We start from the raw sequence: 24,290 nt of genomic DNA on the forward strand, positions 1-24,290 counted from the left end.
TTTCGCGCGAAATTTGAACGCCGCGTTCCGTCGTCGAATTTCGCGCGAAATTCGAATCCCCCGAGCCGAGCACGCTCCTGAACTGCGAAAACGCGCTCGGCCGGGGATTCCTGCTAGGAGCGGGTGATGAAGGTCGCCAGGTCTTCGGACTGCTGGATCCGGGACGGCTCGTGGACGTACATCATGTGGCCCGCCGGGTAGTAGCGGACGTCGATGTTCTCCCGAAGCTCCTCCGGGACCGGCAGCCGCGCCAGGACGTGCTCGGCGGCGAAGTACGGCGTCGCGCCGTCGGTGTAGCCGCAGCCCACGTGCACCCGCAGGTGCGGGTTGGCCTGCATCGCCGCCCCGAGCCGGTCCACGACGGACACCGCCGCGCCCTCGAACTCCTTGTACGACCAGGGCTGCACCCGGCCGGTCAGGGTCTCGTAGGGCAGGTCGCTGCGGTAGTCGAGCTCTTCGCGCAGGTAGTGGTTGATGGCCGCCGAGTAGGCGCCGCGGATGCCGGAGATGCTCGGGTCGTCGGTGAAGCGCTCCACCGCGGCGTCGGGCTCCCAGCCGGTGAACCGCCCGTCCATCCGGCCGACGGTCTTGCGCTCGTCGCGCAGCAGCTCGGTGAAGAACCGGATGTGCTCGATGCGCATGTTGACGCGGTCCACGTAGTCCTCGGACAGCCCGGACAGCTCGGCGACCTTGCGCACCACGTCGGCCCGCTCCTCGGCGGTCAGCCGAGCACCTCGCGCCAGCGCCCACGGGTAGTCCTCGGCGGCGAACTTCTCGGCCTCGTCGAGGACGTCGCGCAGCGGGCGGTCGCCGTGCTTGCCGTGGTGGTGGGCGATGGCCGCGTAGGTCGGCAGGTACAGCGAGTACGGCAGGTCGTTGCCCTCGGTGAACCGGATCGTGCCCATGTCCAGCACGGACGAGATCAGCAGCAGCCCGTTCGGGTACAGCCCGTGCCGCGACTGGAGGTGGTCGGCCAGTGCCGCCGCGCGCAGCGTCCCGTAGGACTCGCCCGCGAGGTACTTCGGCGACATCCACCGGCTGTTGCGGGTCGTCCACAACCGGATGACCTCGGCGATCGACTCGACGTCGCCCTGGAAACCGTGGAAGTCACCGGGCTTTCCGCCCTCGATCGCACGCGAGTAGCCCGTGGAGACGGGGTCGATGAACACCAGGTCGCTGTGCTTGAGCAGCGTCTCGGGGTTGTCGGCGAGCCCGTAGGGCGGCGGGGCGAGGTCCCCGGCATCGCCGGACAGGACCCGGCGCGGGCCCAGCACGCCGAGGTGCAGCCACACGCTCGCCGAACCCGGGCCGCCGTTGAACGCGAAGGTCACCGGGCGGTTGCTGTCCGGTGCGGCGTCGAGGACGTAGGAGGTCAGGAAGACCTCGGCCTTGGCCTTGTGCCCGTCGAACTTCCCGTCGGAGTAGACCTCGTCGCGCAGCACGACGCGTCCCGTGGTCGCGGTGTAGGACAGCTCGGTGCCGTCCACGGTGATCGCGTGATGCGTGCTGACCAGATCGTCCACCGGCTCGGCGGGGGTGGTGTCCTGCTGCGTCGCCTCGTCGGCCTTCTCGTCTGCCATGCCGCCCACATTACGTGCCACGAGAGGCGTTTTCTGTCAGTTTTGCGGGGTGGAGAAGCCCTCGGAGTTGATCACCGACCCGTCCGGAGAACCCGCCGACGCGGCCCCGGGCGCGGGCGATCTGGCGGAACTGGACGAACTGGTCAGCCGCTGCACGGCCTGCCCGCGCCTGGTCGAATGGCGCGAGGAGGTCGCCAGGGTCAAGCGCGCCGCGTTCCGCGACGAGGACTACTGGGGCCGCCCGGTTCCCGGTTTCGGCCCGCCCGACGCGGAGATCGCGATCGTCGGCCTCGCCCCGGCGGCCCACGGCGGCAACCGCACCGGCCGGATGTTCACCGGAGACCGCTCCGGCGACGTCCTCTTCCAGGCGCTCCACGACGTCGGCCTGGCCTCCCAACCGGAGTCGGTCTCCCAGGACGACGGCCTGACCTTGCGCAACACCCGCATCACGGCCCCGGTCCACTGCGCCCCACCGGCCAACAAACCCACCCCGGCCGAACGCGACACCTGCCGCCCCTGGCTGGTGCGCGAGCTGGACCTGCTGCGCCCGACCCTCCGAGTCGTCGTGGTCCTCGGCGGCTTCGGCTGGCAATCCCTCCTGCCGGTCCTCGCCGACGCCGTCTGGCAGGTCCCGCGCCCCAGACCCAAGTTCGGCCACCTCGCCCACGTCGAACTGCCCGCGACCGACGGAGGACCCCCGCTCCACCTCCTCGGCTGCTACCACGTCAGCCAGCAGAACACCTTCACCGGAAGACTCACGCCGGCCATGCTCCGGGAAGTCTTCCAACGCGCGCAGGAGCTGGTGGCGTGAGGGGAGGTTCCGGCTCGACCTCCGGTCGCGCTACGACCTGACGGCTCCGCGGTTCGGTTCGTGCGGGAGTTCGAGCGGCTTCGGTGCGAGGTTCGGAAGTGGGCGGTTTTGGTCCGAACCGCGCCGTGATCATGTCCGTTGTGCCCGGTCAGTTCGGACCAAAACCGCCACCGGCCGCGGGGATCCGGGGTTCGAGCGGTTCCTCCTTGTTGAGCGGGGGTGGCAGTGCTAAGCCTGAGCTGTCTCCGAGTGGGAGGGAGAAGGCCGTGTCCACCAAGGTGCGGGCGTCGTTCATGACGCTGTTCGGGTTGATCGTGTTCGGGGCGATGCTTTTCGTCCCCGCCGGGACCCTCGCCTATTGGCAGGCGTGGGTGTTCCTCGCCGCCATGCTGCTCTCGACGGGCCTGCCCAGCCTCTACGTGTTTCGCAAGCACCCGGAGGCCCTGGACCGCCGGATGCAGGTGGGGCAGGAGGACCGTCCGGCGCAGCGGGTCGCCCTCGTGCTGCTGCTGACGTCGTTCGCTGCGGTGATGGTGATCGGCGGGATCGACCACCGCTTCGCCTTGTCGTCGATGCCTCTCGCAGTGGTGCTGCTCGGAGACATCCTGGTGGTCGTCGGCATGGCGCTGTCGATCCTCGTGGTCGCGCAGAACGAGTACGCCGCCGCCAACGTCACCGTCGAGGGCGAGCAGCGGGTCATCTCCACCGGGCTCTACGGGATCGTTCGGCATCCGATGTACACGGTCTCGCTCCTGGCGACCTTGGGGATGCCGCTCGCGCTCGGGTCGTGGTGGGCGCTGTGCTTCGTCGTCCTCGCCGTGATCGCGTTGGTGATCCGCATCCGAGACGAGGAGCGGATGCTCCGGCAGGAACTCGTCGGCTACCCCGACTACATGAACGAGGTCAGGTCCAGGTTGATCCCGCTCGTCTGGTGACCGGCTCCTCCGACCTCACTCCAGCGAGTAGGTGAGGGCCAGCTCGTAGCCGTCGTCGGAGTGGCCTGCGATGGAGACGTCGGCTTCGCCTCGGAGGGTTTCGAGGCCGCCGGTGCCCATGCCGGGGACGACCTGGAGGTGGGCCGAGACCGAGCTCTTGTCCTGGCTGCCCGTGTGCTGGAAGACGCAGGTGCCTTCGTGACCTGCGATGGAGCCTTCGAAGCGCTCGAAGCAGAGGATCGGCGCCGCATCGGCCTTGTAGGCGATCAGGTACGTCAGGGTGCTCGTGCCCTCGATCTCCCCGGCGTAGGTGTACTGGACCTCGGCGCGGGTGATGCCGCGGTTCGGGTAGTAGGCGTCGCCGGACTCGGTGCCTTCGCCGTCGATGTCGACGACGAGGTGTTCCGACCACGCGGTGACGTTGAAGCGGGCTGCGGCTTTGTGCTGGTAGGTCATGCGCACGACGCTAGGTCGCGTCGTTCTGCCGGTCTTGAACAAACGCGACGGCTTACGCTGAGCCCATGTCGAAAGCCGGGAGGCCCGAGGCGATCGTGCGCCCGAAGGCGGGGGAGCGGGCGTTCGAGGTGGAACGCCTCGAACCGGATCCCGCGCTGGCCGAGTTCGTCGACTACTACTGGCTCGTCCGCTGGAACGTCACCGGTGAGCACCGGCAGCAGGTGGTGCCGCAGCCGCGAATCCACGTCGCGGCGGAGGACGGCAGGCTCTTCGTCCACGGGGTCTCCCGCGAACCGTTCTTCCGGACCTTGACCGGAGTCGGTCACGTGCTCGGCGCGGCCTTCCACCCCGGCGGGTTCCGGGCGCTGCTGAAGAGCAGCGTCGGGGCCATCTCGGGAACCGTCCGAACCGCTGAGGACGTCCTCGGCCACGACGACCGCGCGGCGGCCGAGCGGATCCTGGCCACCAGCGAAACCGCCGAGATCGTCCCGGTCCTCGACACCTACCTGCTCGCCTGCGAACCCGAACCCGATCCCACCGGCCGTGAAGCGACCGACCTGGTCAACGAGGTGCAACGGCGGTCCGACATCGTGCGCGCCGAACAGCTCGCCCAGCGCGCCGGGCTCAGCTTGCGCAGCCTCCAGCGCCTCTTCGCCGATCACGTCGGAGTCGGCCCGAAGTGGGTCATCCAGCGGTCCCGCATCCTCGACGCGACCGCCGCGGCGCACTCCGGCGAACCGGTCGACTGGGCCGAGCTCGCCGCTGAGCTCGGCTTCAGCGATCAGGCCCACCTGACCCGCGTGTTCACCCAGGTCGTCGGCACCTCCCCGGCCACCTACCGCCGAGACCCCGGCACAGCGGGGTGAGGCGTCGAGGGCGCTCCGAAGGCCGGTGAACGTCGGTGGGATGTGGGAGTTTCGGCGCCATGACCGATGAGAAAGCCGCTCTGCAGCACTACGTCCGAGAAGGCCGGGAAGCCGTGCTGTGGAAGGTGGAGGAGCTCTCCGAGTACGACCTGCGGCGTCCGATGACGCCGACCGGCACCAACGTCCTGGGCGTGGTCAAGCACCTGGCGACGATGGAGCTGGGCTACTTCGGGGACGTCTTCGGGCGCCCGTCGGGCATCCCGACGCCGTGGATGGAGCCGGGCGCCGAGTTCAACGCCGATCTGTGGGCCGCCCCGGACGAGTCGAGCGCCTGGGTGCTCGACCTCTACCGCCGCGCCTGCGCGCACGCGGACAGCACGATCGACGCCCTGGACCTCGACTCGCGGGGATCGGTGCCCTGGTGGCCGAGCGGCGGCGTCACGCTGCACCGGATCCTCGTGCACATGATCCAGGAGACCGGCAGGCACGCGGGCCATCTCGACATCGTCCGCGAACTCATCGACGGGGCCGTCGGCCGCGGACCGGGCAACGACAACATGACCACCGACGACCAGCAGCAGTGGCGGGATCACCGCGACCGGCTGGAGCGGATCGCCAGGGACGCCTGACGGCAGGCTCTTCGTCCACGAGGTCTCCCGCGAACCGTTCGACCCCACCACCGCGGCGCACTCCGGCGAGCCGATCGACTGGGCCGAGCTCGCCGCCGAACTCGGCTTCAGCGACCAAGCCCACCTGACCCGCGTGTTCACGCAGGTCGTCGTTACCTCTCCGGACTCCTACCGACGTGATCCGGGCACGAGCGGATGACCGAAGAACGGTGACGGCTTCTCGGCCGGGGTTCCAGTCACCGCGGCTGGCTCTCCATGAGTTGCTTGAACGAGTCGAGCGCCCTTTCAACCTTCTTCTGCGGGTCGGAGAACAGCGTTGCTGCCGCCTCACCCAACGCCCCACCGGGGACGTCGTACTGCAAGCTGACTTCGACGCCGGTCGAGTCGCCGTGATCGTCGAAGCGAACGGCCCCCGCGTTGGCCACGGTGAGGCCCTTCTTCTCGTCCTCCTCCACAGATTTCCACGCGACCTTGCGTCCCGGCTCGTCCTCCACGATCTTCGCGTCCCACTCGAGCCTCTTGCCGGCGGGCCCCGACACCACCCAGTGCGTGGTGCTGGCCTGTTCGCTGAGCGGCTCCACCTGCTGCACATCGGGGAAGATCTCTGGAACGTGCGTCAACGGCCGCCACCAGTCGTAGCACCGCTGCGCCGGGGCTTGGATCTCCATGTAGTGCGCTGCCGATCCCATGGCCATTGCTCCGTTCAGTCAGAAGGCATGACGCCACTTGCCTACCCGTTCGAGCGGAACGGAACACGTGCGGCGCGGTTTCGGTGCGGCGTGGAAGATTCAGGCCTCATGACGGGACCTGACGCCAAGGCGGCATCGGGCCCCGGCCGACGAGTCGAGCGAGTGGGTACTCGATCTCTACCGCCGCACGTGCGCGCACGCGGGCTGTAGGCTTGATCAACAAGAAGGATTTCTGGGATGTTGCCGTTCTTTGACAAGTCCGCGCAGGTGAAGGTCAACTTGATCAAGAAATGGTGCGGGCTTGGTGGCTCTCGCCGAAGATTCGGTAGGGTGAGCGGAACCAGACCCCCTGACACCAGAGGCGACGTCTGGTCGATGTCGCCCTCCGCGCTTGTTCGTTACAGAGCGCGTACGCAGCGCGTATGGTCGCCTACCGCGCGTTGATCGTGATCGATGCCACTCGCGACTGGCGTCACATTAAGGGGGGTAGCTGCAGCGCGGTCACGGTATGTGGTGCGACGATAAAGTCATGGCTGGTAAATCCGATCCCACGCGGATTCTCATCCTCGGCGGCGGTTACGTCGGCATGTACACGGCACTTCAGCTGCAGAAGAAGCTGGGGCGTCGTGAGGCATCCGTGACGGTCGTCGATCCTCAGCCGCACATGACCTACCAGCCCTTCCTACCGGAAGCGGCCGCGGGTTCGGTTGAACCCCGCCACGTGGTAGCGCCACTGCGACGAGTGTTGAAGCGGTGCCATGTGATCACCGCATCTGTCACCGAGATCAAACACGACGACAAGCTCGTCACGATCGAGAACCCGCAGAGCGGGACCGAGACGCTCGCCTACGACGTGCTCGTCGTGGCGCTGGGCTCGGTCTCCCGGCTGCTGCCGATCCCCGGCCTCGCCGAGGAAGGCATCGGGCTCAAGACCGTGGGCGAAGCGACGTACCTGCGCAACCACGTGATGGCCAAGATGGACGCCGCGGCCAACACCGACGACGAGGAGCTGCGCAAGCGGCTGCTCACCTTCACCTTCGTCGGTGGCGGGTTCGCGGGCGTCGAGGCGCTGGCCGAGCTGGAGGACATGGCCCGCTACGCGAGCCGTGACTACCCCAACGTGAAGCCGGACGACATGTCCTGGGTGCTCGTCGAAGCCGCTGGCCGGGTGATGCCCGAGGTCAGCGAGAAGATGGGCGTCTACGTCGTCAAGGCCCTCGAAGAGCGCGGCATCAAGGTCTACCTGAACACCTTCCTGAAGTCGGTCGAGGGCGGTCACGCGGTCCTGTCCGACGGCACGGAGTTCGACACCGACACGCTGGTGTGGAACGCGGGTGTGAAGGCCAACCCGGTGGTCAAGAACAGCGACCTGCCGCTGGACGAGCGAGGCCGGGTCAAGGCTTCGGCGCACATGCAGGTCGAGGGTCTGCCCGGGGTCTGGGCAGCCGGTGACGTCGCCGCGGTGCCGGACCTGTCCAAGACCGACGAGGACCCGGCCGCGACCTGCGCCCCGTCCGCGCAGCACGCGGTCCGCCAGGCCGACCAGCTCGCCAAGAACGTGCTGGCCTCCCTGCGGGGCAAGGCGACCAAGGAGTACCGGCACGCGTACGCCGGCTCGGTCGCCGGGCTGGGTCTGTACAAGGGTGTCGCGGACGTCTACGGCTTCAAGGCCAAGGGCTTCGTGGCCTGGTTCATGCACCGCAGCTACCACGTAAGCCGGATGCCCACGTTCAACCGGAAGATGCGGATCGTCATCGACTGGACGCTGGCCTTCCTGTTCAAGCGGGAAGCCGTGTCGATGGGCCAGATCGAGAACCCGCGGGCCGCCTTCGAGCGGGCCGCCGCGAGCTGACCTCACCGAGCCGAACGACACTCAGGCCGCGCGTCGACGATGACGCGCGGCCTTCATGTTTCCAAGATCCTCGTCCAAGCGGTGGACAAGGACCCCGGTATCCTTGACAATCAGTAGCGGGAAAACGAAGACTCGCTTCGGGTCTTCACCTGAAAGGATGCGTCACGCGGGGGAAGGGGTGAATCCCTTGACGCTGAAAGAGCTGGCAGCGATCCTGCGCAGCGGGGACGCGCAGGACGGCCCGATCGCGGATTTCGAAGCGGATTACGCCGAAGCGTCGAAGGTGTTCCGGAAGAAGGACGACTGATCATGAGCGCGGCCGAGGACCGGCCCGCTGACCAGGAGGAACGGGCCGAGCCTGAGCTCCGCCCGACGCCGGTGCTGCTGCAAGGACAGGACTACTTCGTCCGCGCGCCCGGCACCCCGCTGGACTTCCAGGAACGCATGTACCAGGCCGGCCTCGTCGAGGAGGAGCCCGGCGACCCGGTGCCCTGCGTGCTCGTGCTCTCCCGCGCCACCGACATGGAGATGAACGAGCTCTCCCTCGCGCTGGCCGAGCACGACGTCCGCATGGTGCGCATCGACGCGGACCGCTGCCTGGACCTACCACTGACGGTGCACGCTGATACTCCTCTGATCGAATTCCACCGCTGGCTCTTGCGCCCGGTACTCATCTGGCGGCGACACTTCGACATGACCGCCGTACCCGTTGATCCCGCAACGGTCTACGGGGCCTATGTTCGTGAGCAGTGGCACGCGGTCGGCAACTGGCTGACCACGAGGGACGATTGGGACCAGGTGAACACGGGGCCGTCCGGTGGAGTGCTCGACCGGCTGACGCAGCTTCAGGGCGCGGCGTCGGTCGGCTTGCGCGTGCCGCGCACCTCCGTGACCACGATGCCCGGACGCAGCCGCCCCGGTGGCGCGCAGTGCATCGTCAAGACCGCAGGTCATCACATGCTCGAACCCGAACCCGGCGCGCTGCGCGGGCTCTTCCCGCAGCCGTTGGACATCCGCCGCACCGGTGGCGAGTCGCGCGAGCCGGCCCCTGTGCTCGTCCAGCAGTACCTCGACGCGGACGAGGAGCTGCGGGTGTTCGTGGTGGGGGAGCGCGCGATCGGCTTCCGGGTGCACAAGCTCGACCCGGCTCAGCTGTGGGTCGACCCGGAATCGGTCGTGGTGGAGCCCGTGGACGTGCCCGGCGGGCTGGTCGAACGGCTGCTGCGCCTGTGCGAGCGCTGGCGCCTGGACGTGGCGGGCTTCGACCTGCTTCGGGTGGGTGACGAGTGGGTGTTCCTGGAGGTCAACGTCAACTGCGACTGGCGTTGGTTCGAGCAGCGCGCCGACAGCAAGGACGTCTCGGGCGCGGTGCACGACTGGGTGCGTTCGCGGTTCGACGAGCTGGCGGAGTCGGCGGCGGTGGGTGAATGGGGCAGCTGGTGACCAGATCACGAGGGTGTGGAATCTGCCCGGGCGCGGGAACCTTAGGCGGTCTCGTCGCGTCGTAGTGGCGAACCGGCACACGTGCCGGTCTCAAGGCTGGCCCCCGTAGCCCAATTGGCAGAGGCAGACGACTTAAAATCGTCAGAGTGTCGGTTCGAACCCGACCGGGGGCACTTTTCCAATCTAACGGGTCATCCCCTCTCTCACCTCCTTCATCTGCGCATTTCGGGCGACTCGTTCGGGTGATCTTCGCGGTTCGGCTTGTTGGTGAGGGCTTTTCGTGCTGGGGGCGATGCCGTTCCGGTTTCGGTTCGGTGAACACCGGGCTGCGCTCGACGCTCGATCAGGACGCGGTGGGGTGGCGATTACCCCGCGGGGGTTTCGCCCCGGCCGGGTCAGCAGCGACAATGCGCCCTCATGGCCTACGAGCGAGACCCCCGGGCCGGACGGCCGGGACCGGGGCAGCAGGGACCGCAGCAGCCGGGGCCGCCGCAAGGCGGCCCTCAGCAGCCCGGACCGCCTCCCGGCCCGCCGCCGGGACCACCGCCGGGCGGTCAGCCGAGGCCGCAGCAGGCCCCGCCGGGGCAGATGCCGCCCGGACCGGCTCCGCAGCAGATGCCCCCGGGATACCAGCCCGGTCCGCCGGGGCAGCCGCCGATGGGCGGGCAGCCCATGCCGCCTCAGCAGCCGATGCCACCCCAGCAGCCGCCGCCGGGCGGGGTGCCCGGCTACCAGCCGCCGGCGAACAACCCGTACCCGGAGACCCGCGTCGACCAGCGCGTCGACGGCTATCGGGACGATCCGTACGCCGACCCCTACGACTACCGCGACGACCGGTACGACTACCGCGAGCCCGAGCGGGACCGGTACCGCGACGACTACGACCGCCGCGATCGCGACTACGACCGCCGCGAGCGGGACCGCGACCGCGATTACGACCGGCGGGACCGGGACGGGTTCCGCGGGCCCAGCGCGGACGCCATCGGCCGCACGGTCCAGGTGCTCAGCGCCCTGATCGCTCTGGTGTTCGTGCTGCACATCATCTTCTCGGTGACGGGCGCGAACCAGGGCAACGACTTCGTCGCCTTCACCTACGGCACCGCGAAGTTCTTCGTGCTCGGCCTCGGTGACGTGTTCACCCCGGGTGACGCGACGATCGGTCTGGTGCTCAACTACGGGCTGGCCGCGCTGATCTACCTGTTCGCCGGTCGGATCATCGCGCGAGCACTGCGGCGGTGACGCTGGGTCGAACCGGGCCCGGTCTGCGCCGGGTCCGGTATCGCTCATGTCACCTGTCAGCGTGACCAGGGAAAACGTTCCGTGATCGGGCTCGGTAGCGGTGGACTGCCAGGGGGCGACAGCCGTCCGGTGGCCGGGCATGGCACCCTTGAACTGGCCGGACCTGCGTTTCAGGCGGGTTCAGCCGCGCACGTACGGCCCGGGTTGCGCCGGATGGAAACGACGTCGGGCGCTCGCCCCCAGCGGCCCATGACCAGGAGTAGCTGAGTGGAAAGTTTCTTCTCCTTCATCCTCTACCCGGTATCGGCGATCTTGTGGTTCTGGCACAAGGTCTTCGGCACCGTGCTCGGCCCGGACAACGGCTTCGCCTGGGCCCTGGCCGTGTTCTTCCTGGTCTTCACGCTGCGCGTGGTCCTCATCAAGCCTGCGCTGAGCCAGATGCGCGCAGGCCGCAAGATGGCCAAGTTCGCGCCGCACATCCAGAAGCTGCGCGAGAAGTACAAGAACGACCGCCAGCGCATGGCGCAGGAGATGCAGAAGCTCCAGTCCGAGCACGGGGTCAACCCGCTCGGCGGCTGCCTGCCCGCGCTGCTGCAGATCCCGGTCTTCCTGAGCCTGTTCCACGTGCTGCGGAACTTCCACCCGGGCGCGCAGAGCAACTTCATCTTCGACAAGGCGGGCGTCGACTCGTTCATCCAGGCCGACATCTTCGGCGCGAAGCTGTCGAACTGGATCACCCAGCCCGCGTCGGAACTGGCGCTGTTCGGCACCGACCGGACCTCGATGATGATCGTCGGCATCCCGCTGATGCTGATCGCCTCGGTCGCCACCTACTTCACCATGCGGTTGTCGGTGAAGAAGCAGACGGACGCCTCGATGGCCAACCCGCAGTCGGCGATGATGGCCAAGTTCATGATGTACATCGCGCCGATCGGTGCGATCGTCTCCGGCTGGTTCCTGCCGATCGCCGTCCTGCTGTACTGGCTGGCCAACAACGTCTGGACGCTGGGCCAGCAGCACTTCCTGACCAAGAAGATCGACGCCGAGCAGGAGCGCGAGCGGCAGAAGGAGATCGAGGCGAAGAAGGCCACGCCTCGTCCCAAGCCGGGGCAGAAGCCGGTCCGCGACGACAAGGCCGAGACCTCCTCGGAGGGCGAGTCGGCCACGGCCACCGCGACCGAGGCCAAGCCGGCCAAGCCCGCCCCCGGCCAGCGACCCGGTGGCAAACCCGGCGGGAAGAAGAGCCAGCCGAAGAACCGCCCTGGCAAGCAGGCGTCCAGAGCCAAGAAGCGGCGTTAGGCAACGTGTGAGCAAAGGCCGGTGGATCTTGTGTCCACCGGCCTTTCGCGTCCGGTAAAGTCCGGTTTTACCGAACCGGGAACCGATCGGGACCGCCGGTCGTTTGATCTGGAGACGGCGCAAGAACGCCCAGGAGGATGAGTTGCGCACAACGAGCAACCCCGCGTTCCGCAAGCTGCCGGAAATGGCCGGTGGCTACGCGAACTTCAACTACGGCCAGGGACAGCAGTCGTCCTACGGCCAGGCGCCGGCTGCTCCCCCGCAGGCCGCGCGACCGATGACGATCGACGACGTGGTCACCAAGACCGCGATCACCCTCGTGCTGGCGGTGATCACGGCGACGCTGACCTTCCTGGTCGGTCCGCCCGCGGTCGTTCTGGCGCTGCCCGCGGCGCTGGTCGCCCTGGTGATCTCGCTGGTCATCGTCTTCACCAAGAAGGTCCGGCCGGCTCTGGTCGTGGCCTACTCGGCGCTGGAAGGCGTGTTCCTCGGCGGCATCAGCTACCTGTTCGCGTCGATGTTCAACCCGGGCATCATCACGCAGGCGATCATCGGGACCCTCGGTGTCTTCGCCGCGATGCTGGTCGTCTACAAGACCGGCGCGATCCGGGTGACGCCGAAGCTGACCAAGTGGATCATCGGTGCTATCGCGGGTGCGGCGGTCCTGATGCTGGTCAACCTGGTCGCCGGCTTCTTCATGCAGGGAGGTCTGGGCCTGCGCGAGGCGGGCCCGCTGGGCATCGGCTTCAGCCTGCTGTGCATCGGCATCGCGGCGTTCAGCTTCCTGCTGGACTTCGACGCCGCCGACAAGGCGATCCGCAGCGGTGTGGACGCCAAGTTCGCCTGGTACATCGCCTTCGGCCTGATGACCACCCTGGTCTGGCTGTACCTCGAGATGCTCCGCCTGCTGTCCTACTTCTCCAGCAGCGACTGACGCGGAGCCCGCAAGACCCGAAAATGGCCGCCACCCTCAGGGGTGGCGGCCATTTCGATGCTCGCTCCGCTCGCGGGACCGGATTTCAGTGGAAATCAGAACCCCGATTTCCACTGAAATCCGTCAACCGCGTGGGATCAGCTGAGGCGTTCGAGGACCATGGCCATGCCCTGGCCGCCGCCGACGCACATCGTCTCCAGGCCGAACTGCTTGTCGTGGAACTGGAGGGAGTTGATGAGCGTCGTGGTGATGCGGGCGCCGGTCATGCCGAAGGGGTGGCCGACGGCGATCGCGCCACCGTTGACGTTCAGCTTCTCCAGCGGGATGCCCAGGTCCTTGTAGGACGGGATGACCTGCGCGGCGAACGCCTCGTTGATCTCCACCAGGTCGATGTCGTCGATGCCCATGCCCGCGCGCTTGAGGGCCTGCTTCGACGCCTCCACCGGGCCCAGGCCCATGATCTCCGGCGACAGGCCGGACACGCCGGTCGACACGACACGAGCCAGCGGGGTCAGCCCGAGCTCCTTGGCCTTGGTGTCGCTCATGATGACCAGCGCCGCGGCGCCGTCGTTGAGCGGGCAGCAGTTGGCGGCGGTGATCCGGCCGTCGGGGCGGAACACCGGCTTGAGACCGGCCACGCCCTCCTTGGTCACGCCCGCGCGCGGGCCGTCGTCGGTGGAGACGACGGTGCCGTCCGGGGTGGTGACCGGGGTGATCTCGCGGGACCAGAAGCCGTTGGCGATGGCCTTCTCGGCGAGGTTCTGCGAGCGGACGCCGAACTCGTCCATCTCGTCCCGGGTGACCCCCTTGAGGCGAGCGAGGTTCTCCGCGGTCTGGCCCATCGGGATGTAGACGTCCGGCACGAGGTCGAGCTCGCGCGGGTCGGTCCAGTTCTCCGCGCCCTGCTCGGCGGTCTGCTGGGTGCGGGCCTCGGCGTCGGCGAACAGCGGGTTGTGGGTGTCGGGCAGCGAGTCGGAGGAGCCCTTGGCGAAGCGCGACACCGCTTCGACACCGGCGCTGATGAACACGTCGCCCTCACCGGCCTTGATGGCGTGCAGCGCCATCCGGGTGGTCTGCAGGCTCGACGAGCAGTAGCGGGTGATGGTGGTGCCGGGCAGCTGGTCGTAGCCGAGCTGAACGGCGACCACGCGGGCCATGTTGAAGCCCTGCTCACCGCCGGGCAGACCGCAGCCCAGCATCAGGTCGTCGATCTCGGCGGGGTTGAGCTCGGGGACCTTGTCCAGGGCGGCCTTGATGATCTGGGCGGTCAGGTCGTCCGGGCGGATGTCCTTCAGCGATCCCTTGCCGGCGCGCCCGATCGGGGACCGCGCGGCGGAGACGATGACTGCTTCGGGCATGGGGAACTCCTTCGTTCGCCGGGGCGCGAAAGTTCGTTACTGACGAGTCACTTTAAGGGCGTTGAGTCCATCTTGGCCGTGACGCCACTCACCGACAACCCCCATACCAACCGGTCGGTACCTCACGTGCAACAGGATTTCAGTGGAAATCAGGAACCCGATTTCCACTGAAGTCCGATCAACCCAGGCCGCGGTCGGGTGCTCGGAGGTGGAGGTGGCGGTTGAGGTGGGCGACGATGCGGCTGGTGGGCCTGCGAGCCTCGGCCGTTTCCGACCGTGTCGGGGCCGGCGGCAGCGGGCCGCCCTGCCAGGCGCCGATGGCCATGCACATGACCGGGAGCAGGATTTCCGCGGCGGCCTCGTAGCCCGCGCCGGACGGGTGGAACCGGTCCGGGCTGAAGAACTCCGCGGGCCGGGTCAAGAACTCCGGTGAGAGCAGGTCGGCGAGCGGGACCGCGTAGCCGCCGGAGGTCTCCACGCTGCGGCGCTGCGCGCGAGCCAGCGCGATGCTCCAGCGGCTGGCCACCGAGCGCAGCGGCTGCGGGATCGGCCGGATCGAACCGAGGTCCGGGCAGGTGCCCACGACCACCTTCACGTCCGCTTCGACCAGCCGCCGGACCTGCTCGGCGAGCAGCTCCGCGCACCGGGAGATCGGCATCTTCGAGGTCACGTCGTTGGCGCCGATGATGATCAGCACCACCTCAGGCGGTTGCCGCAGGGCCGCGTCGACCTGCGCGGACAGCTCCCGCGTCGTCGCCCCGACGATGGCGTGCGTGGTCAGCGCGACCGGTCCGTCCAGCTCTTCGGCCAAGCCCTGCGCCACCCGGACACCGGGCAGCTCGCTCGGGAAGTTCGCACCCAGTCCCGCCGCGGAGGAATCTCCGAGCACCGCCATCTCCAGCGGCCGAACGCCCTCGGGGGCCTCGCTGCGCGGCACCGGACCGACACCGGTGGGCAGGTGCACGCCGTCGGCGCGGAGCGGATCGGCGATCGGCGGTCCGATGACCCTTCGCGCGTGCCCCGCCTGACCGTTGAGCAGGCCGTAGGCCGCTCCGGACAGGCCACCCGCGGTACCTGCGGCCAGCAGTGCGAGCCGCAAAGCCTTCGTCGCGATCATCTCGGCCCCTCCCTCCACACCACCCCGGGGACTGGGAATGTAGACCCCTCCCACCAGGAATGCGCTCGGCGAAACGCCTACACCCCGCTACTGGATAGACGCCACCGACCCGAAAAAACTTCCCTGACCGTGTGTCGTCCGGAAGGTCCCCTGGGTTAGCGCCTGAACAGGCGATTACGCTCGGCATCACACCCGCGCCGGAGACCCGCCGGGCGGGACCGACCGACGACTGAGGACGAGGCGTGGACTACGTCGAGCACGTCACCGAACTGGTGGGCAACACTCCGCTGGTCCGGCTGAACGCGGTGGCCACCGGCAAGACCCCGGTGCTGGCGAAGGTGGAGTACCTCAATCCCGGCGGCAGCGTGAAGGACCGCATCGCGCTGCGCATGATCGAAGCCGCGGAGGCTTCCGGCGAACTCAAGTCAGGCGGCACGATCGTGGAGCCGACGTCCGGGAACACCGGTGTCGGACTTGCCATGGTCGCCCAGCGCAGGGGCTACCGCTGCGTGTTCGTCTGCCCGGACAAGGTCAGCGAGGACAAGCGCAACGTCCTCAAGGCCTACGGAGCCGAGGTCGTGGTGTGCCCGACCGCTGTGGAGCCCGAGCACCCGGAGTCCTACTACAGCGTCTCGGACCGCCTGGTCGAGGAGATCGAAGGCGCCTGGAAGCCCAACCAGTACGCCAACCCGCAGAACCCCGAGTCCCACGTGCACTCCACGGGTCCGGAGGTCTGGGAGCAGACCGAGGGCAAGGTGACGCACTTCGTCGCCGGCATCGGCACCGGCGGCACGATCTCCGGCACCGGCGAGTACCTCAAGAAGGTCTCCGGCGGCAAGATCAAGATCATCGGCGCGGACCCGGAGGGCTCGGTGTACTCCGGCGGTCACGGCCGTCCTTACCTGGTCGAGGGCGTCGGTGAGGACTTCTGGCCGACCACCTACGACAACGGGATCTGCGACGAGATCGTGCCGGTCTCCGACGCCGAGTCCTTCCAGATGACCCGCCGCCTGGCCAACGAGGAAGCGCTGCTGGTCGGCGGTTCTTGCGGCATGGCGGTCGCCGCGGCGCTCAAGATCGCCGAGACCGCGAGCCCGGACGACGTGATCGTGGTGCTGCTGCCCGACGGCGGTCGCGGCTACCTCGGCAAGATCTTCAACGACTCCTGGATGGCCTCCTACGGCTTCCTCTCGCCCGACGTCGGCGGTGGCCGGGTCGGTGACGTGCTGCGCCGCAAGGACGGCACCATCCCCGAGCTGGTGCACACCCATCCCAGCGAGACCGTCGCGGAGGCCGTGGCGATCCTGCGCGAGTTCGGCGTCTCGCAGATGCCGGTCGTGCGCGCCGAGCCGCCCATCATGGCCGCCGAGATCGCGGGCGCGGTCAACGAGCGGGACCTGCTGGACGCGCTGTTCGCGGGCCGCGCGCAACTCGCCGACACCGTCGAGCAGCACATGTCGCCGCCGCTGCCGACCATCGGCGCAGGTGAGGAGATCAGCTCGGCCATGTCGGCGCTGACCGGCGCGGACGGTGCGATGGTGCTCATCGACGGCAAGCCCGCCGGGGTCGTGACCCGTCAGGATGTGCTCGGATTCATCGCGGGTCGATGACGAGTTGGTGCTGAAACAACACCTGCGCTCGGGCCTGATCAGATAGCGTAGGGCCGAAGTATGCCCAGGACTTTGGACGCCGCAAGGGAGTAGTACCCGATGAGCTCTCCGCAGCCGCCGGACGGCGGTCAGCAGGGTTCGGATCCGATCTCGAACCGGATGGACCCCCAGGACGAGAACCAGGCGGGCGGTGACTCGACCCAGGTCGTCCGGCCCGTCCAGTCGCAGGGGCAGCAGCCTCCGTCGGAGTCGACGCAGGTCGTCCGGCCCGCAGGCCAGCCGCAGGGCGGTGACTCCACCCAGGTGGTGCCGCCGTCGATGCAGCCGCCGCAGCCGATGTACCAGCAGCCCGGCCTCGGTGGTCAGCAGCAGGGCGGTGCGGACGCGACGGCCATGGTGCCGCCGTCGATGCAGCCCCCGCAGCCGATGTACCAGCAGCCCGGCACGCAGAGCCAGCCCGGCGGATTCCCCGCGCAGCCGCAGCAGCAGCCGGGCACTCCCGGCAGCGGCTTCCCGGCTCCGCAGGCCCAGGGCGGTTTCCCGCCCCCGCAGGCCGGCGGCTTCCCGGGTCAGGACGGGTCGGCTCAGGGCGGTCCCTCGACCCTGCCAATCGCGCAGTGGGTCACGATCGGTCTCGCCGCGCTGGGCCTCATCGGCTCGATCATCAGCGGCATCATGACCATGTCCTACGTCCCGGGCGTCGGGATCGCCACGATCGTCGTGGCGCTGATCTTCTGCGGTGTGTGGATCTTCGCCGCCTACTCGGGCGGTCAGGGCAAGCAGTGGGGCCGGATCCTCGTCACCGTCTTCGCCGGTCTGGGCCTCATCGGTGGTCTGATCAACCTGTTCGTCAGCCCGGTCGCCGGGATCGTCGGTCTGCTGGTCGGAATCGCGATCCTGGTGCTGTGGTGGCTGCCGTCCACCACCGCGGGGATGAACGCCCTCGCGGGCGCCCCGGCGCCGCAGGCCGGTGGCTACGGCCAGCCGCAGGGCGGCTACGGCCAGCAGGGCTTCGGTCAGCAGCAGCCGCCGCAGCAGTTCGGTCAGCCCGGACCGCCGCAGCAGTTCGGCCAGCCGCAGCAGGGCTACGGCCAGCAGGCGCCGCAGCAGGGCTACGGCCAGCAGCAGCCCCCGCAGGGCTACCCGCAGTCCGGTGGCTACCCGCAGCAGGGCGGTTACCCGCAGCAGCCCGGTCAGCCGCCGCAGCCGCCGCAGTGGTGAGCTGAGCTCAACGTCGAAGTGCCCTCGGACCGCCCAGGTCCGGGGGCACTTCGCTTGTCGGGCCCGGGTCGGCGGATCGGCGCTGGAGTAATACGCTGCTCCACATGAGTGACGGCTTCGCCACCCGCGCGATTCACGCGGGCCAGGAGGCAGACCCGACGACCGGTTCGGTGATCGTGCCCATCCACGCCACCTCGACCTACGCGCAGGACGGCGTCGGAGGGATGCGCTCGGGCTACGAGTACTCCCGCACCGGCAACCCGACCCGGACCGCGTTGGAGCGCTGCCTGGCTGAGCTGGAGAACGGCAGGAACGCGCGCGCCTACGCCTCCGGCATGGCGGCCACCGACGCGGTGCTGCGGTCCGTGCTGCGCCCGGGTGACCACCTGGTGATCCCGGACGACGCCTACGGCGGCACCTTCCGGCTGATCGACAAGGTGCTCTCCGGCTGGGGCATCTCCTACACGCCTGCCCCGGTGTCGGACGTGGACGCCGTTCGCGCGGCGATCCAGGAGAACACCAAGCTGGTCTGGCTGGAGACGCCGACCAACCCGCTGCTCAACATCGGCGACATCGCCGCCCTGGCGCAGATCTCCGCCGACGCGGGCGTGAAGCTCGTCGTGGACAACACCTTCGCCTCGCCGTTCCTGCAGCAGCCGCTGGAGCTCGGCGCGACCGCGGTGGTCCACTCGACCACCAAGTACCTCGGCGGGCACTCCGACGTGGTCGGCGGCGCTGCGGTCACCTCCGACGACGAGCTGGCCGAGCAGCTGGCGTTCCTGCAGAACGGCGCGGGTGCGGTGCCCGGCCCGTTCGACGCGTTCCTGACGATGCGCGGTCTCAAGACGCTCGCGGTGCGCATGGAGCGGCACAGCGCGAACGCCGAGCGGGTCGTCGCGGCGCTGAGCGGTCACCCCAAGGTCGCCAAGGTCCTCTACCCGGGCCTGCCCGAGCACCCCGGGCACGAGGTCGCCGCCAAGCAGATGAAGCACTTCGGCGGCATGGTCTCGTTCCTGCACGCCGACGGCGAGCAGGCCGCCCTGGACGTCTGCTCCCGCACGCGGCTGTTCACCCTCGCCGAGTCCCTCGGCGGCGTCGAGTCGCTGATCGAGCACCCGGGACGGATGACGCACGCGAGCACGGCGGGTTCGATGCTGCAGGTCCCGTCGGACCTGGTCCGCCTGTCGGTGGGCATCGAAGAGGCCGATGACCTCGTCGAGGACCTGCTGGCCGCGCTCGGCTGATCACTCGGGCGGTCGTGCCCGGGATTCGCTCCTGGGCGCGACCGTCACCTGGCCACGAACGGGTCCGAGTTGCCCGAGGACGTCGAATCGGCGGGTTCGCGCGGGGCGACCGGCAGGTCGCTGGGCCGCAAGCAGCCGCCGATGAGCTCCACGACCCCGTCGTGCTCGCGGTAGGAGCCCGGGTCCTCGCAGCCGGAGTTGAGCACCACCAGGACCGCCGCACCGGACAGCGTCGCCGCAGTGATCATGCCGGCGAGCAGCGGGAACACGCCGTTGCTCGGCTGCGCCATGCTGCCCTCCAGGCGGTGTGTCGGTGCGCGCCTCGCGCTCGGTGACCGTGCTGCCGACTGAGCGTACCGAACGTGCCGCGCCGGGGTCGGATTCGAAACGGCAGGGCCCTCTCGCCCCTCCGGCGAACGCCTGGGCAGCGCCTGCGCGAGGGGACTTCGGCGCACGCCTAGTACCCCTAGATCAGCGGTGGCACGATTGGCCCATGAAGCTCGTCGACCTCGACCGAATCCGCGAAGCGGACGCCCTGCTCGCCAAGGTGGCACGGCGGACCCCGATGGAGCACTCCCGAGTGCTCGGCGAGCACACCGGCGGCGAAGTCCACCTCAAGTGCGAGAACCTGCAGCGCACCGGCTCGTTCAAGCTCAGGGGCGCCTACGTCCGGCTGCTCGGGCTCGACGCCGAGCGCCGCGCGGCCGGTGTGGTGGCCGCCAGCGCGGGCAACCACGCCCAGGGCGTCGCGCTCGCGGCGCAGCTGCTGGGCATCCCCGCCACCGTCTACATGCCCGAACGCGCACCGCTGCCGAAGCTGGCCGCGACCAAGTCCTACGGCGCCCACGTCACGCTGCACGGCGCCGTGCTCGCCGAAACCCTCGCTGCGGCCGAGGAGCACGCCGAGCGGACCGGCGCCGAGTTCATCCACCCCTTCGACCATCCGGACATCGTCGCAGGTCAGGGCACGGTGGGTCTGGAGATCCTGGAGCAGCTGCCCGAGGTGCGCACGATCCTCGTGCCCACCGGCGGGGGAGGGCTGGTCGCGGGCGTGGCCGCCGCGGTGAAGGCGATCCGCCCCGAGGTGAAGGTCCTGGCGGTGCAGGCCGAGCAGGCCGCCGCGTGGCCGCCCTCGCTGGCCGCGGGCAAACCCGTGCCGTTGACCGACACCCAGACGATGGCCGACGGGATCGCCGTGGGTGAACCGGGCGCGGTGCCGTTCGCGCACGTGTCGGAGCTGGTCGACGGGGTCCTCACGGTCAGCGAGGAGTCGCTGTCCCGCGCGCTGCTGCTGTGCCTGGAGCGGGCCAAGCTCGTCGTCGAGCCCGCCGGGGTCGCCGCCGTCGCGGCCCTGCTGGAACACCCCGAGCAGGTCGTCTCACCGACCGCCGCGGTGGTCTCCGGCGGCAACATCGACCCGCTGCTGCTGCTCCAGCTCATCCAGCACGGCATGACCTCGGCGGGTCGCTACCTGTCGCTGAGCGTCCGGCTGCCCGACCGGCCCGGGTCGCTGGCGGGCCTGCTCGCCAAGCTCGGCGAGCTCAACGCCAACGTCATCGACATCGAGCACTCGCGCATCTCCGGTGCGCTCGCGCTCGGCGAGGTCGACGTCGAGGTATCGCTGGAAACCCGAGGTCAGGAGCACCGCGAGTACGTCGTCGCCCAGCTCGAAGTCGCCGGGCACACGATCCTCGCCCGTCGCTGAGAGGAGCGCTCACGTGGCTGCCACCAGCGGTCCCGACGAACTGGACGCCCGGTTGCTGCTGCTGCTCTCCGACGAGCCGCGGCTGGGCGTGCTGGAGTGCTCGCGCCGGCTCGGCGTCGCGCGCGGCACCGTCCAGGCCCGGCTGGACCGGCTCGTCGAGCGCGGCGTCCTGCAGGGGTTCCCGCCCGAACTGGACCTGGCGGCGATGGGCTACGGGCTGACGGCCTTCGCGGTCCTGGAGATCGCGCAGGGGCATCGCGGGATCGTCGCCGAGCAGCTGGCCGCCATCGACGAGGTCTGCGAGGTGCACGCCACCACCGGCCAGGGAGACCTGTTCGTGCGCATGGTCGCCCGGTCCAACGACGACCTGCAGCGCGTGATCGACGAGGTCGTCGGAGTGCCCGGTGTTCGGCGCACTTCGACGTCCATCGCCTTGTCCACGCCCGTGCCGCCGAGAGTGCGTCCGCTGCTGCACCGACTTTCCGGGGAAAAGCGAGCGGGCGTCCCGGAATCCGGAACGCCCGCGGACCGAGCGCACAAGCCCGGTATCGATTCTTAATTGCGGTGAAACCGTCGGAACGGTTTCACCCGCATATGCCAGGTGAAGCCAGATCAACAAAGGCGCGCGGCGACTTCAGCGGCTGCGCGCGAAAGAAGTCCGGAATGAAAGATCAGCCGTTGAAGGGCTCGGCCTTGACGAGCGTGACCTTCATGTTGCCGCCGTTGGGCAGCTCGTACTCCCGGCTCTCGCCCTCCTTGGCGTCCAGCAGAGCCTTGCCCAGCGGGGAACTGGGGGAGTAGACCTCGAGGTCGCCGTGCGCGCCCTCTTCGCGGTTGGCGAGCAGGAACTGCTCGGTCTCGTCCTCGCCGTCGTAGCGGACGGTCAGCACAGAACCGGGCTTGGCGATGCCGGATTCGGTGGGCACGTCGCCGACCTGCGCGGTGCGCAGCAGCTCCTGCAGCTGGCGGATGCGAGACTCGATCTGACCCTGCTCTTCGCGAGCGGCGTGGTACCCGCCGTTCTCCCGCAGGTCGCCCTCCTCGCGGGCTTCGTTGATCTTCGCGGCGATCACCGGGCGGTTGGCCACGAGCTCGTCCAGCTCACCCTTGAGCCGGTCGTAAGCATCCTGGGTCAGCCAGGTCACCTGGGTCTCGCTCACGGTCACCACTCCTCGTCGACTTCCGGCCCGCACTCACAACGGGCCAAATTGCAATTCCGTCCTTTTCTCAGCCAATGCCAAGTAACGGAAAAACACGGCCCTCAGCGGGGGCCGTGCTGCGCTCGACGATAGCACGAATCAGCACGCAAAGGGACCGGATTCTCCTCGCGCCCGACGTGCAGCGGGGCGCTTCACCCGGTTGGCCGCGTGTGAGTGGACAAATATTCAGGAACGTTGTAAGTGCAGCCGTACACCTCCCCGATGGTCGCTCGGGTGGATGTACGAAGCACAGTGTCCTGCCGACTCACGCCGTTCGCCGGATGGATCAGGACTTCGCGCCTGCCGACCTCCTCGCCGGATTCGGCGCGACCCCGCACCACGCAGTCGGCGGGCCGCTGCGGGTCGTCCCGCTGGACCTCCAGGGTGACCCGAACGGAGTGATCGTCGATCACCTCGAAGGCGACCTGCTTGCCTTCGATCGGAGCAGAGCCGAGGTTGCGGTAGCCGATGAGCGAGACGGCCACGAGAGCCAGCAGCACGACCGCGAGCAGAGCCCAGCGGAGGACGGGACGGGTGCGCGCGCTGCGAGCGCGCGAGCCGTACCGGTCCTGCGGGACCTGCTGCTGCGTCACGGCGGCCTTTCGACGCGGGCGGTGGAACTGCGGCCGGAACCACAAGGGGTGACGGCCGGGATGTCGGCTCCACCGGGAACAATGGAGGACGACATCCACGTTGAGTATCCCTGGAGCGCCCAGCGGAGGAGACGGCGGGGCCGTCGACGCGGAGGAGCCGTGCACAGGGCGGATGCTGCTACTAGCGGGAGGAACAAGCGGGCGATGGCGGACAAGCTGCGACTGATGACGGTGCACGCGCACCCGGACGACGAGTCCAGCAAGGGGGCCGCGACCACCGCGCGCTACGTGGCCGAGGGCCACGACGTGATGGTGGTCACCTGCACGGGAGGTGAAGCGGGCAGCATCCTCAACCCGGCCATGGATCGGCCCGAGGTCGTGGAGAACCTGACCGACGTGCGCCGGGAGGAGATGGCCAAGGCCGCCGAGATCCTCGGCGTCGAGCACCGCTGGCTCGGCTACGTCGACTCCGGGCTCCCGGAGGGCGACCCGCTGCCGGCGCTGCCGGAGGGCGTGTTCGCCACGGTGCCCATCGAGGAGTCCACCCGCGAGCTGGTGAAGGTGATGCGGGAGTTCCGCCCGCACGTGGTGATCACCTACGACGAGAACGGCGGATACCCGCACCCGGACCACATCCGGTGCCACGAGGTCTCCGTCGCGGCCTTCGACGCCGCCGGTGACCCCGACCTCTACGAGGGCCAGGGCGAGCCGTGGCAGCCGCTGAAGCTGTACTACTCGCACGGTTTCTCCCGCAAGCGCATGCAGCTGTTCCACGAGTCGCTGCTGGCCGACGGCAAGGAATCGCCCTACACCGACTGGCTGGCGCGCTGGGACTCCCAGGACCGACCCGACCCGGACGACCGGGTCACCACGCGCGTGCCGTGCGGGGAATACTTCGAGCAGCGGGACGACGCGTTGCGCGCCCACGCGACCCAGATCGACCCGACGAGCCGCTGGTTCGCGGTCTCGTGCGACGTGCAGCGCGAGCTGTGGCCGACCGAGGACTACGAGCTGGTGCGCTCGCTGGTCGACACCACGTTGCCGGAGGACGACCTGTTCGCCGGCGTGCAGGAGAAGGTGTGCGCATGAGTGCCCAGGAGACCGTCGCACTGGTGCTGGCCCAGGCGCCGGTGCCGCCGCAGGACCCGGGCGGGCAGGGTGAGGACTTCGGCAAGTCCTCGCCGCTCGGCCTGGTGCTGCTGATCGTGTTCGCCATCGCGGTGGTGTTCCTGATCCGCTCGATGACCAAGCACTTGAAGAAGCTGCCGGTCGTCTTCGACGAGGAGAAGGCCAACGCCGCGGCCCCGGCCCACGTCAAACGAGCCGAAGCCGAAGCGGCGAAGCGAGCGGAGGACTCCGAGGCCACCGAGACCCCGGAGCCCGAGGAGACCCCCTCCAAACCCTCGCAGGCGAAAACCGACTGAGACCCGACTCCGAACGGGGCCACCTGGGAAACCGGGTGGCCCCGTTCTGCACCTGTTGACCGGAACACCGCCGTGTTCGGGGACCT

General features: G+C 68.9%; 24 protein-coding genes and 1 tRNA gene. 17 read left to right on the plus strand and 8 right to left on the minus strand.

Annotated elements, in window-relative coordinates:
* Positions 1–113 precede the first annotated feature (113 nt).
* Positions 114–1,580 (minus strand): peptidase S10, encoded by a 1,467-nt coding sequence (locus tag AB0J91_RS18045; RefSeq protein WP_363870026.1) that lies wholly within the window; start codon positions 1,578–1,580, stop codon positions 114–116.
* 70 nt (positions 1,581–1,650) lie between these two features.
* Here AB0J91_RS18045 and AB0J91_RS18050 point away from each other — a divergent pair, with 70 nt between their 5' ends.
* Together AB0J91_RS18050 and AB0J91_RS18055 are read left to right on the plus strand one after the other, a co-directional pair.
* Positions 1,651–2,391, plus strand: a complete 741-nt coding sequence (locus AB0J91_RS18050) for a uracil-DNA glycosylase (protein WP_363870258.1) — start codon at positions 1,651–1,653, stop codon at positions 2,389–2,391.
* Positions 2,392–2,657: 266 nt separating this feature from the next.
* Positions 2,658–3,326 (plus strand): isoprenylcysteine carboxylmethyltransferase family protein, encoded by a 669-nt coding sequence (locus tag AB0J91_RS18055; protein WP_363870028.1) that lies wholly within the window; start codon positions 2,658–2,660, stop codon positions 3,324–3,326.
* A 15-nt stretch (positions 3,327–3,341) separates the two neighbouring features.
* Here the strand turns inward: AB0J91_RS18055 and AB0J91_RS18060 are convergent, their stop codons facing one another.
* Entirely contained in the window at positions 3,342–3,782 is a 441-nt protein-coding gene (locus AB0J91_RS18060; RefSeq protein ID WP_363870031.1) for a DUF3224 domain-containing protein, read from the minus strand.
* A 65-nt stretch (positions 3,783–3,847) separates the two neighbouring features.
* Between AB0J91_RS18060 and AB0J91_RS18065 the strand changes: the two genes are divergently transcribed.
* Together AB0J91_RS18065 and AB0J91_RS18070 are read left to right on the plus strand one after the other, a co-directional pair.
* Positions 3,848–4,648 (plus strand): helix-turn-helix domain-containing protein, encoded by an 801-nt coding sequence (locus tag AB0J91_RS18065; protein WP_363870033.1) that lies wholly within the window; start codon positions 3,848–3,850, stop codon positions 4,646–4,648.
* A 59-nt stretch (positions 4,649–4,707) separates the two neighbouring features.
* Complete coding sequence (locus AB0J91_RS18070) at positions 4,708–5,277, plus strand: DinB family protein (RefSeq protein WP_363870036.1); 570 nt, start codon at positions 4,708–4,710, stop codon at positions 5,275–5,277.
* 236 nt (positions 5,278–5,513) lie between these two features.
* On the opposite strand, the gene AB0J91_RS18075 is transcribed toward AB0J91_RS18070, so the two are convergent.
* The gene (locus AB0J91_RS18075) at positions 5,514–5,966 is read right to left on the minus strand and encodes an SRPBCC family protein (RefSeq protein ID WP_363870039.1); all 453 of its coding nucleotides are present in this window, start codon (positions 5,964–5,966) and stop codon (positions 5,514–5,516) included.
* Between the two features lie 529 nt (positions 5,967–6,495).
* Between AB0J91_RS18075 and AB0J91_RS18080 the strand changes: the two genes are divergently transcribed.
* The 6 genes from AB0J91_RS18080 to AB0J91_RS18105 all read left to right on the plus strand — a co-directional run bounded on the left by AB0J91_RS18080 (position 6,496) and on the right by AB0J91_RS18105 (position 12,733).
* Positions 6,496–7,818, plus strand: coding sequence for an NAD(P)/FAD-dependent oxidoreductase (locus AB0J91_RS18080; protein ID WP_363789428.1), 1,323 nt, complete (start codon positions 6,496–6,498; stop codon positions 7,816–7,818).
* A gap of 309 nt (positions 7,819–8,127) precedes the next feature.
* Positions 8,128–9,261 (plus strand): hypothetical protein, encoded by a 1,134-nt coding sequence (locus tag AB0J91_RS18085; RefSeq protein WP_363870043.1) that lies wholly within the window; start codon positions 8,128–8,130, stop codon positions 9,259–9,261.
* 99 nt (positions 9,262–9,360) lie between these two features.
* Positions 9,361–9,434 (plus strand) — tRNA-Leu (locus AB0J91_RS18090).
* 244 nt (positions 9,435–9,678) lie between these two features.
* Positions 9,679–10,500, plus strand: coding sequence for a hypothetical protein (locus AB0J91_RS18095; protein ID WP_363870046.1), 822 nt, complete (start codon positions 9,679–9,681; stop codon positions 10,498–10,500).
* A 267-nt stretch (positions 10,501–10,767) separates the two neighbouring features.
* Positions 10,768–11,799 (plus strand): membrane protein insertase YidC, encoded by a 1,032-nt coding sequence (gene yidC / locus AB0J91_RS18100; RefSeq protein ID WP_363870049.1) that lies wholly within the window; start codon positions 10,768–10,770, stop codon positions 11,797–11,799.
* Between the two features lie 142 nt (positions 11,800–11,941).
* Positions 11,942–12,733: a Bax inhibitor-1/YccA family protein gene (locus AB0J91_RS18105; protein ID WP_363870051.1), complete on the plus strand. Its 792-nt coding sequence runs from the start codon at positions 11,942–11,944 to the stop codon at positions 12,731–12,733.
* 137 nt (positions 12,734–12,870) lie between these two features.
* Here the strand turns inward: AB0J91_RS18105 and AB0J91_RS18110 are convergent, their stop codons facing one another.
* Both AB0J91_RS18110 and AB0J91_RS18115 read right to left on the minus strand, forming a co-directional pair.
* A complete protein-coding gene (locus tag AB0J91_RS18110; RefSeq protein ID WP_363870053.1) occupies positions 12,871–14,091 on the minus strand; it encodes an acetyl-CoA C-acetyltransferase in 1,221 nt (406 codons plus the stop codon).
* A gap of 178 nt (positions 14,092–14,269) precedes the next feature.
* The gene (locus AB0J91_RS18115) at positions 14,270–15,208 is read right to left on the minus strand and encodes an SGNH/GDSL hydrolase family protein (protein ID WP_363870056.1); all 939 of its coding nucleotides are present in this window, start codon (positions 15,206–15,208) and stop codon (positions 14,270–14,272) included.
* Between the two features lie 242 nt (positions 15,209–15,450).
* Between AB0J91_RS18115 and AB0J91_RS18120 the strand changes: the two genes are divergently transcribed.
* From AB0J91_RS18120 to AB0J91_RS18130, 3 genes are all read left to right on the plus strand, one after another.
* Positions 15,451–16,818, plus strand: coding sequence for a cystathionine beta-synthase (locus tag AB0J91_RS18120; RefSeq protein ID WP_363870059.1), 1,368 nt, complete (start codon positions 15,451–15,453; stop codon positions 16,816–16,818).
* A gap of 99 nt (positions 16,819–16,917) precedes the next feature.
* Complete coding sequence (locus tag AB0J91_RS18125) at positions 16,918–18,039, plus strand: hypothetical protein (RefSeq protein ID WP_363870062.1); 1,122 nt, start codon at positions 16,918–16,920, stop codon at positions 18,037–18,039.
* A 104-nt stretch (positions 18,040–18,143) separates the two neighbouring features.
* Positions 18,144–19,283 (plus strand): cystathionine gamma-synthase, encoded by a 1,140-nt coding sequence (locus AB0J91_RS18130; RefSeq protein WP_363870064.1) that lies wholly within the window; start codon positions 18,144–18,146, stop codon positions 19,281–19,283.
* A 44-nt stretch (positions 19,284–19,327) separates the two neighbouring features.
* On the opposite strand, the gene AB0J91_RS18135 is transcribed toward AB0J91_RS18130, so the two are convergent.
* The gene (locus AB0J91_RS18135) at positions 19,328–19,573 is read right to left on the minus strand and encodes a hypothetical protein (protein ID WP_363789438.1); all 246 of its coding nucleotides are present in this window, start codon (positions 19,571–19,573) and stop codon (positions 19,328–19,330) included.
* Positions 19,574–19,776: 203 nt separating this feature from the next.
* On the opposite strand from AB0J91_RS18135, the gene ilvA reads away from it, so the two are divergent.
* Positions 19,777–20,988, plus strand: coding sequence for a threonine ammonia-lyase (gene ilvA / locus AB0J91_RS18140; protein WP_363870066.1), 1,212 nt, complete (start codon positions 19,777–19,779; stop codon positions 20,986–20,988).
* A gap of 13 nt (positions 20,989–21,001) precedes the next feature.
* On the plus strand, positions 21,002–21,547 hold the full coding sequence (locus AB0J91_RS18145; protein WP_363870069.1) for an Lrp/AsnC family transcriptional regulator: 546 nt from the start codon (positions 21,002–21,004) through the stop codon (positions 21,545–21,547).
* Positions 21,548–21,659: 112 nt separating this feature from the next.
* Here AB0J91_RS18145 and greA read toward each other — a convergent pair whose 3' ends face one another.
* Together greA and AB0J91_RS18155 are read right to left on the minus strand one after the other, a co-directional pair.
* On the minus strand, positions 21,660–22,148 hold the full coding sequence (gene greA / locus AB0J91_RS18150) for a transcription elongation factor GreA (protein ID WP_207918450.1): 489 nt from the start codon (positions 22,146–22,148) through the stop codon (positions 21,660–21,662).
* A 191-nt stretch (positions 22,149–22,339) separates the two neighbouring features.
* Positions 22,340–22,780: a DUF4307 domain-containing protein gene (locus AB0J91_RS18155; RefSeq protein ID WP_363789442.1), complete on the minus strand. Its 441-nt coding sequence runs from the start codon at positions 22,778–22,780 to the stop codon at positions 22,340–22,342.
* A gap of 204 nt (positions 22,781–22,984) precedes the next feature.
* On the opposite strand from AB0J91_RS18155, the gene mca reads away from it, so the two are divergent.
* Both mca and AB0J91_RS18165 read left to right on the plus strand, forming a co-directional pair.
* Positions 22,985–23,869 (plus strand): mycothiol conjugate amidase Mca, encoded by an 885-nt coding sequence (mca, locus tag AB0J91_RS18160; RefSeq protein WP_363870072.1) that lies wholly within the window; start codon positions 22,985–22,987, stop codon positions 23,867–23,869.
* Entirely contained in the window at positions 23,866–24,204 is a 339-nt protein-coding gene (locus AB0J91_RS18165; RefSeq protein WP_363870076.1) for a hypothetical protein, read from the plus strand. The genes mca and AB0J91_RS18165 overlap by 4 nt, the downstream gene beginning before the upstream one ends.
* Positions 24,205–24,290 lie beyond the last annotated feature (86 nt).

Source organism: Saccharopolyspora sp. NPDC049357 (assembly GCF_040677225.1).
GTDB lineage: Bacteria > Actinomycetota > Actinomycetes > Mycobacteriales > Pseudonocardiaceae > Saccharopolyspora.

Excerpts from the sequence above, each read along its gene's own strand:
- AB0J91_RS18045 (WP_363870026.1), bottom strand. The coding sequence starts at position 1,580 with ATGGCAGACGAGAAGGCCGACGAGGCGACGCAGCAGGACACCACCCCC.
- AB0J91_RS18060 (WP_363870031.1), bottom strand. The coding sequence starts at position 3,782 with ATGACCTACCAGCACAAAGCCGCAGCCCGCTTCAACGTCACCGCGTGG.
- AB0J91_RS18065 (WP_363870033.1), top strand. The coding sequence starts at position 3,848 with ATGTCGAAAGCCGGGAGGCCCGAGGCGATCGTGCGCCCGAAGGCGGGG.
- AB0J91_RS18070 (WP_363870036.1), top strand. The coding sequence starts at position 4,708 with ATGACCGATGAGAAAGCCGCTCTGCAGCACTACGTCCGAGAAGGCCGG.
- AB0J91_RS18075 (WP_363870039.1), bottom strand. The coding sequence starts at position 5,966 with ATGGGATCGGCAGCGCACTACATGGAGATCCAAGCCCCGGCGCAGCGG.
- AB0J91_RS18080 (WP_363789428.1), top strand. The coding sequence starts at position 6,496 with ATGGCTGGTAAATCCGATCCCACGCGGATTCTCATCCTCGGCGGCGGT.
- AB0J91_RS18085 (WP_363870043.1), top strand. The coding sequence starts at position 8,128 with ATGAGCGCGGCCGAGGACCGGCCCGCTGACCAGGAGGAACGGGCCGAG.
- AB0J91_RS18095 (WP_363870046.1), top strand. The coding sequence starts at position 9,679 with ATGGCCTACGAGCGAGACCCCCGGGCCGGACGGCCGGGACCGGGGCAG.
- AB0J91_RS18110 (WP_363870053.1), bottom strand. The coding sequence starts at position 14,091 with ATGCCCGAAGCAGTCATCGTCTCCGCCGCGCGGTCCCCGATCGGGCGC.
- AB0J91_RS18115 (WP_363870056.1), bottom strand. The coding sequence starts at position 15,208 with ATGATCGCGACGAAGGCTTTGCGGCTCGCACTGCTGGCCGCAGGTACC.
- AB0J91_RS18125 (WP_363870062.1), top strand. The coding sequence starts at position 16,918 with ATGAGCTCTCCGCAGCCGCCGGACGGCGGTCAGCAGGGTTCGGATCCG.
- AB0J91_RS18130 (WP_363870064.1), top strand. The coding sequence starts at position 18,144 with ATGAGTGACGGCTTCGCCACCCGCGCGATTCACGCGGGCCAGGAGGCA.
- AB0J91_RS18135 (WP_363789438.1), bottom strand. The coding sequence starts at position 19,573 with ATGGCGCAGCCGAGCAACGGCGTGTTCCCGCTGCTCGCCGGCATGATC.
- ilvA (WP_363870066.1), top strand. The coding sequence starts at position 19,777 with ATGAAGCTCGTCGACCTCGACCGAATCCGCGAAGCGGACGCCCTGCTC.
- mca (WP_363870072.1), top strand. The coding sequence starts at position 22,985 with ATGGCGGACAAGCTGCGACTGATGACGGTGCACGCGCACCCGGACGAC.
- AB0J91_RS18165 (WP_363870076.1), top strand. The coding sequence starts at position 23,866 with ATGAGTGCCCAGGAGACCGTCGCACTGGTGCTGGCCCAGGCGCCGGTG.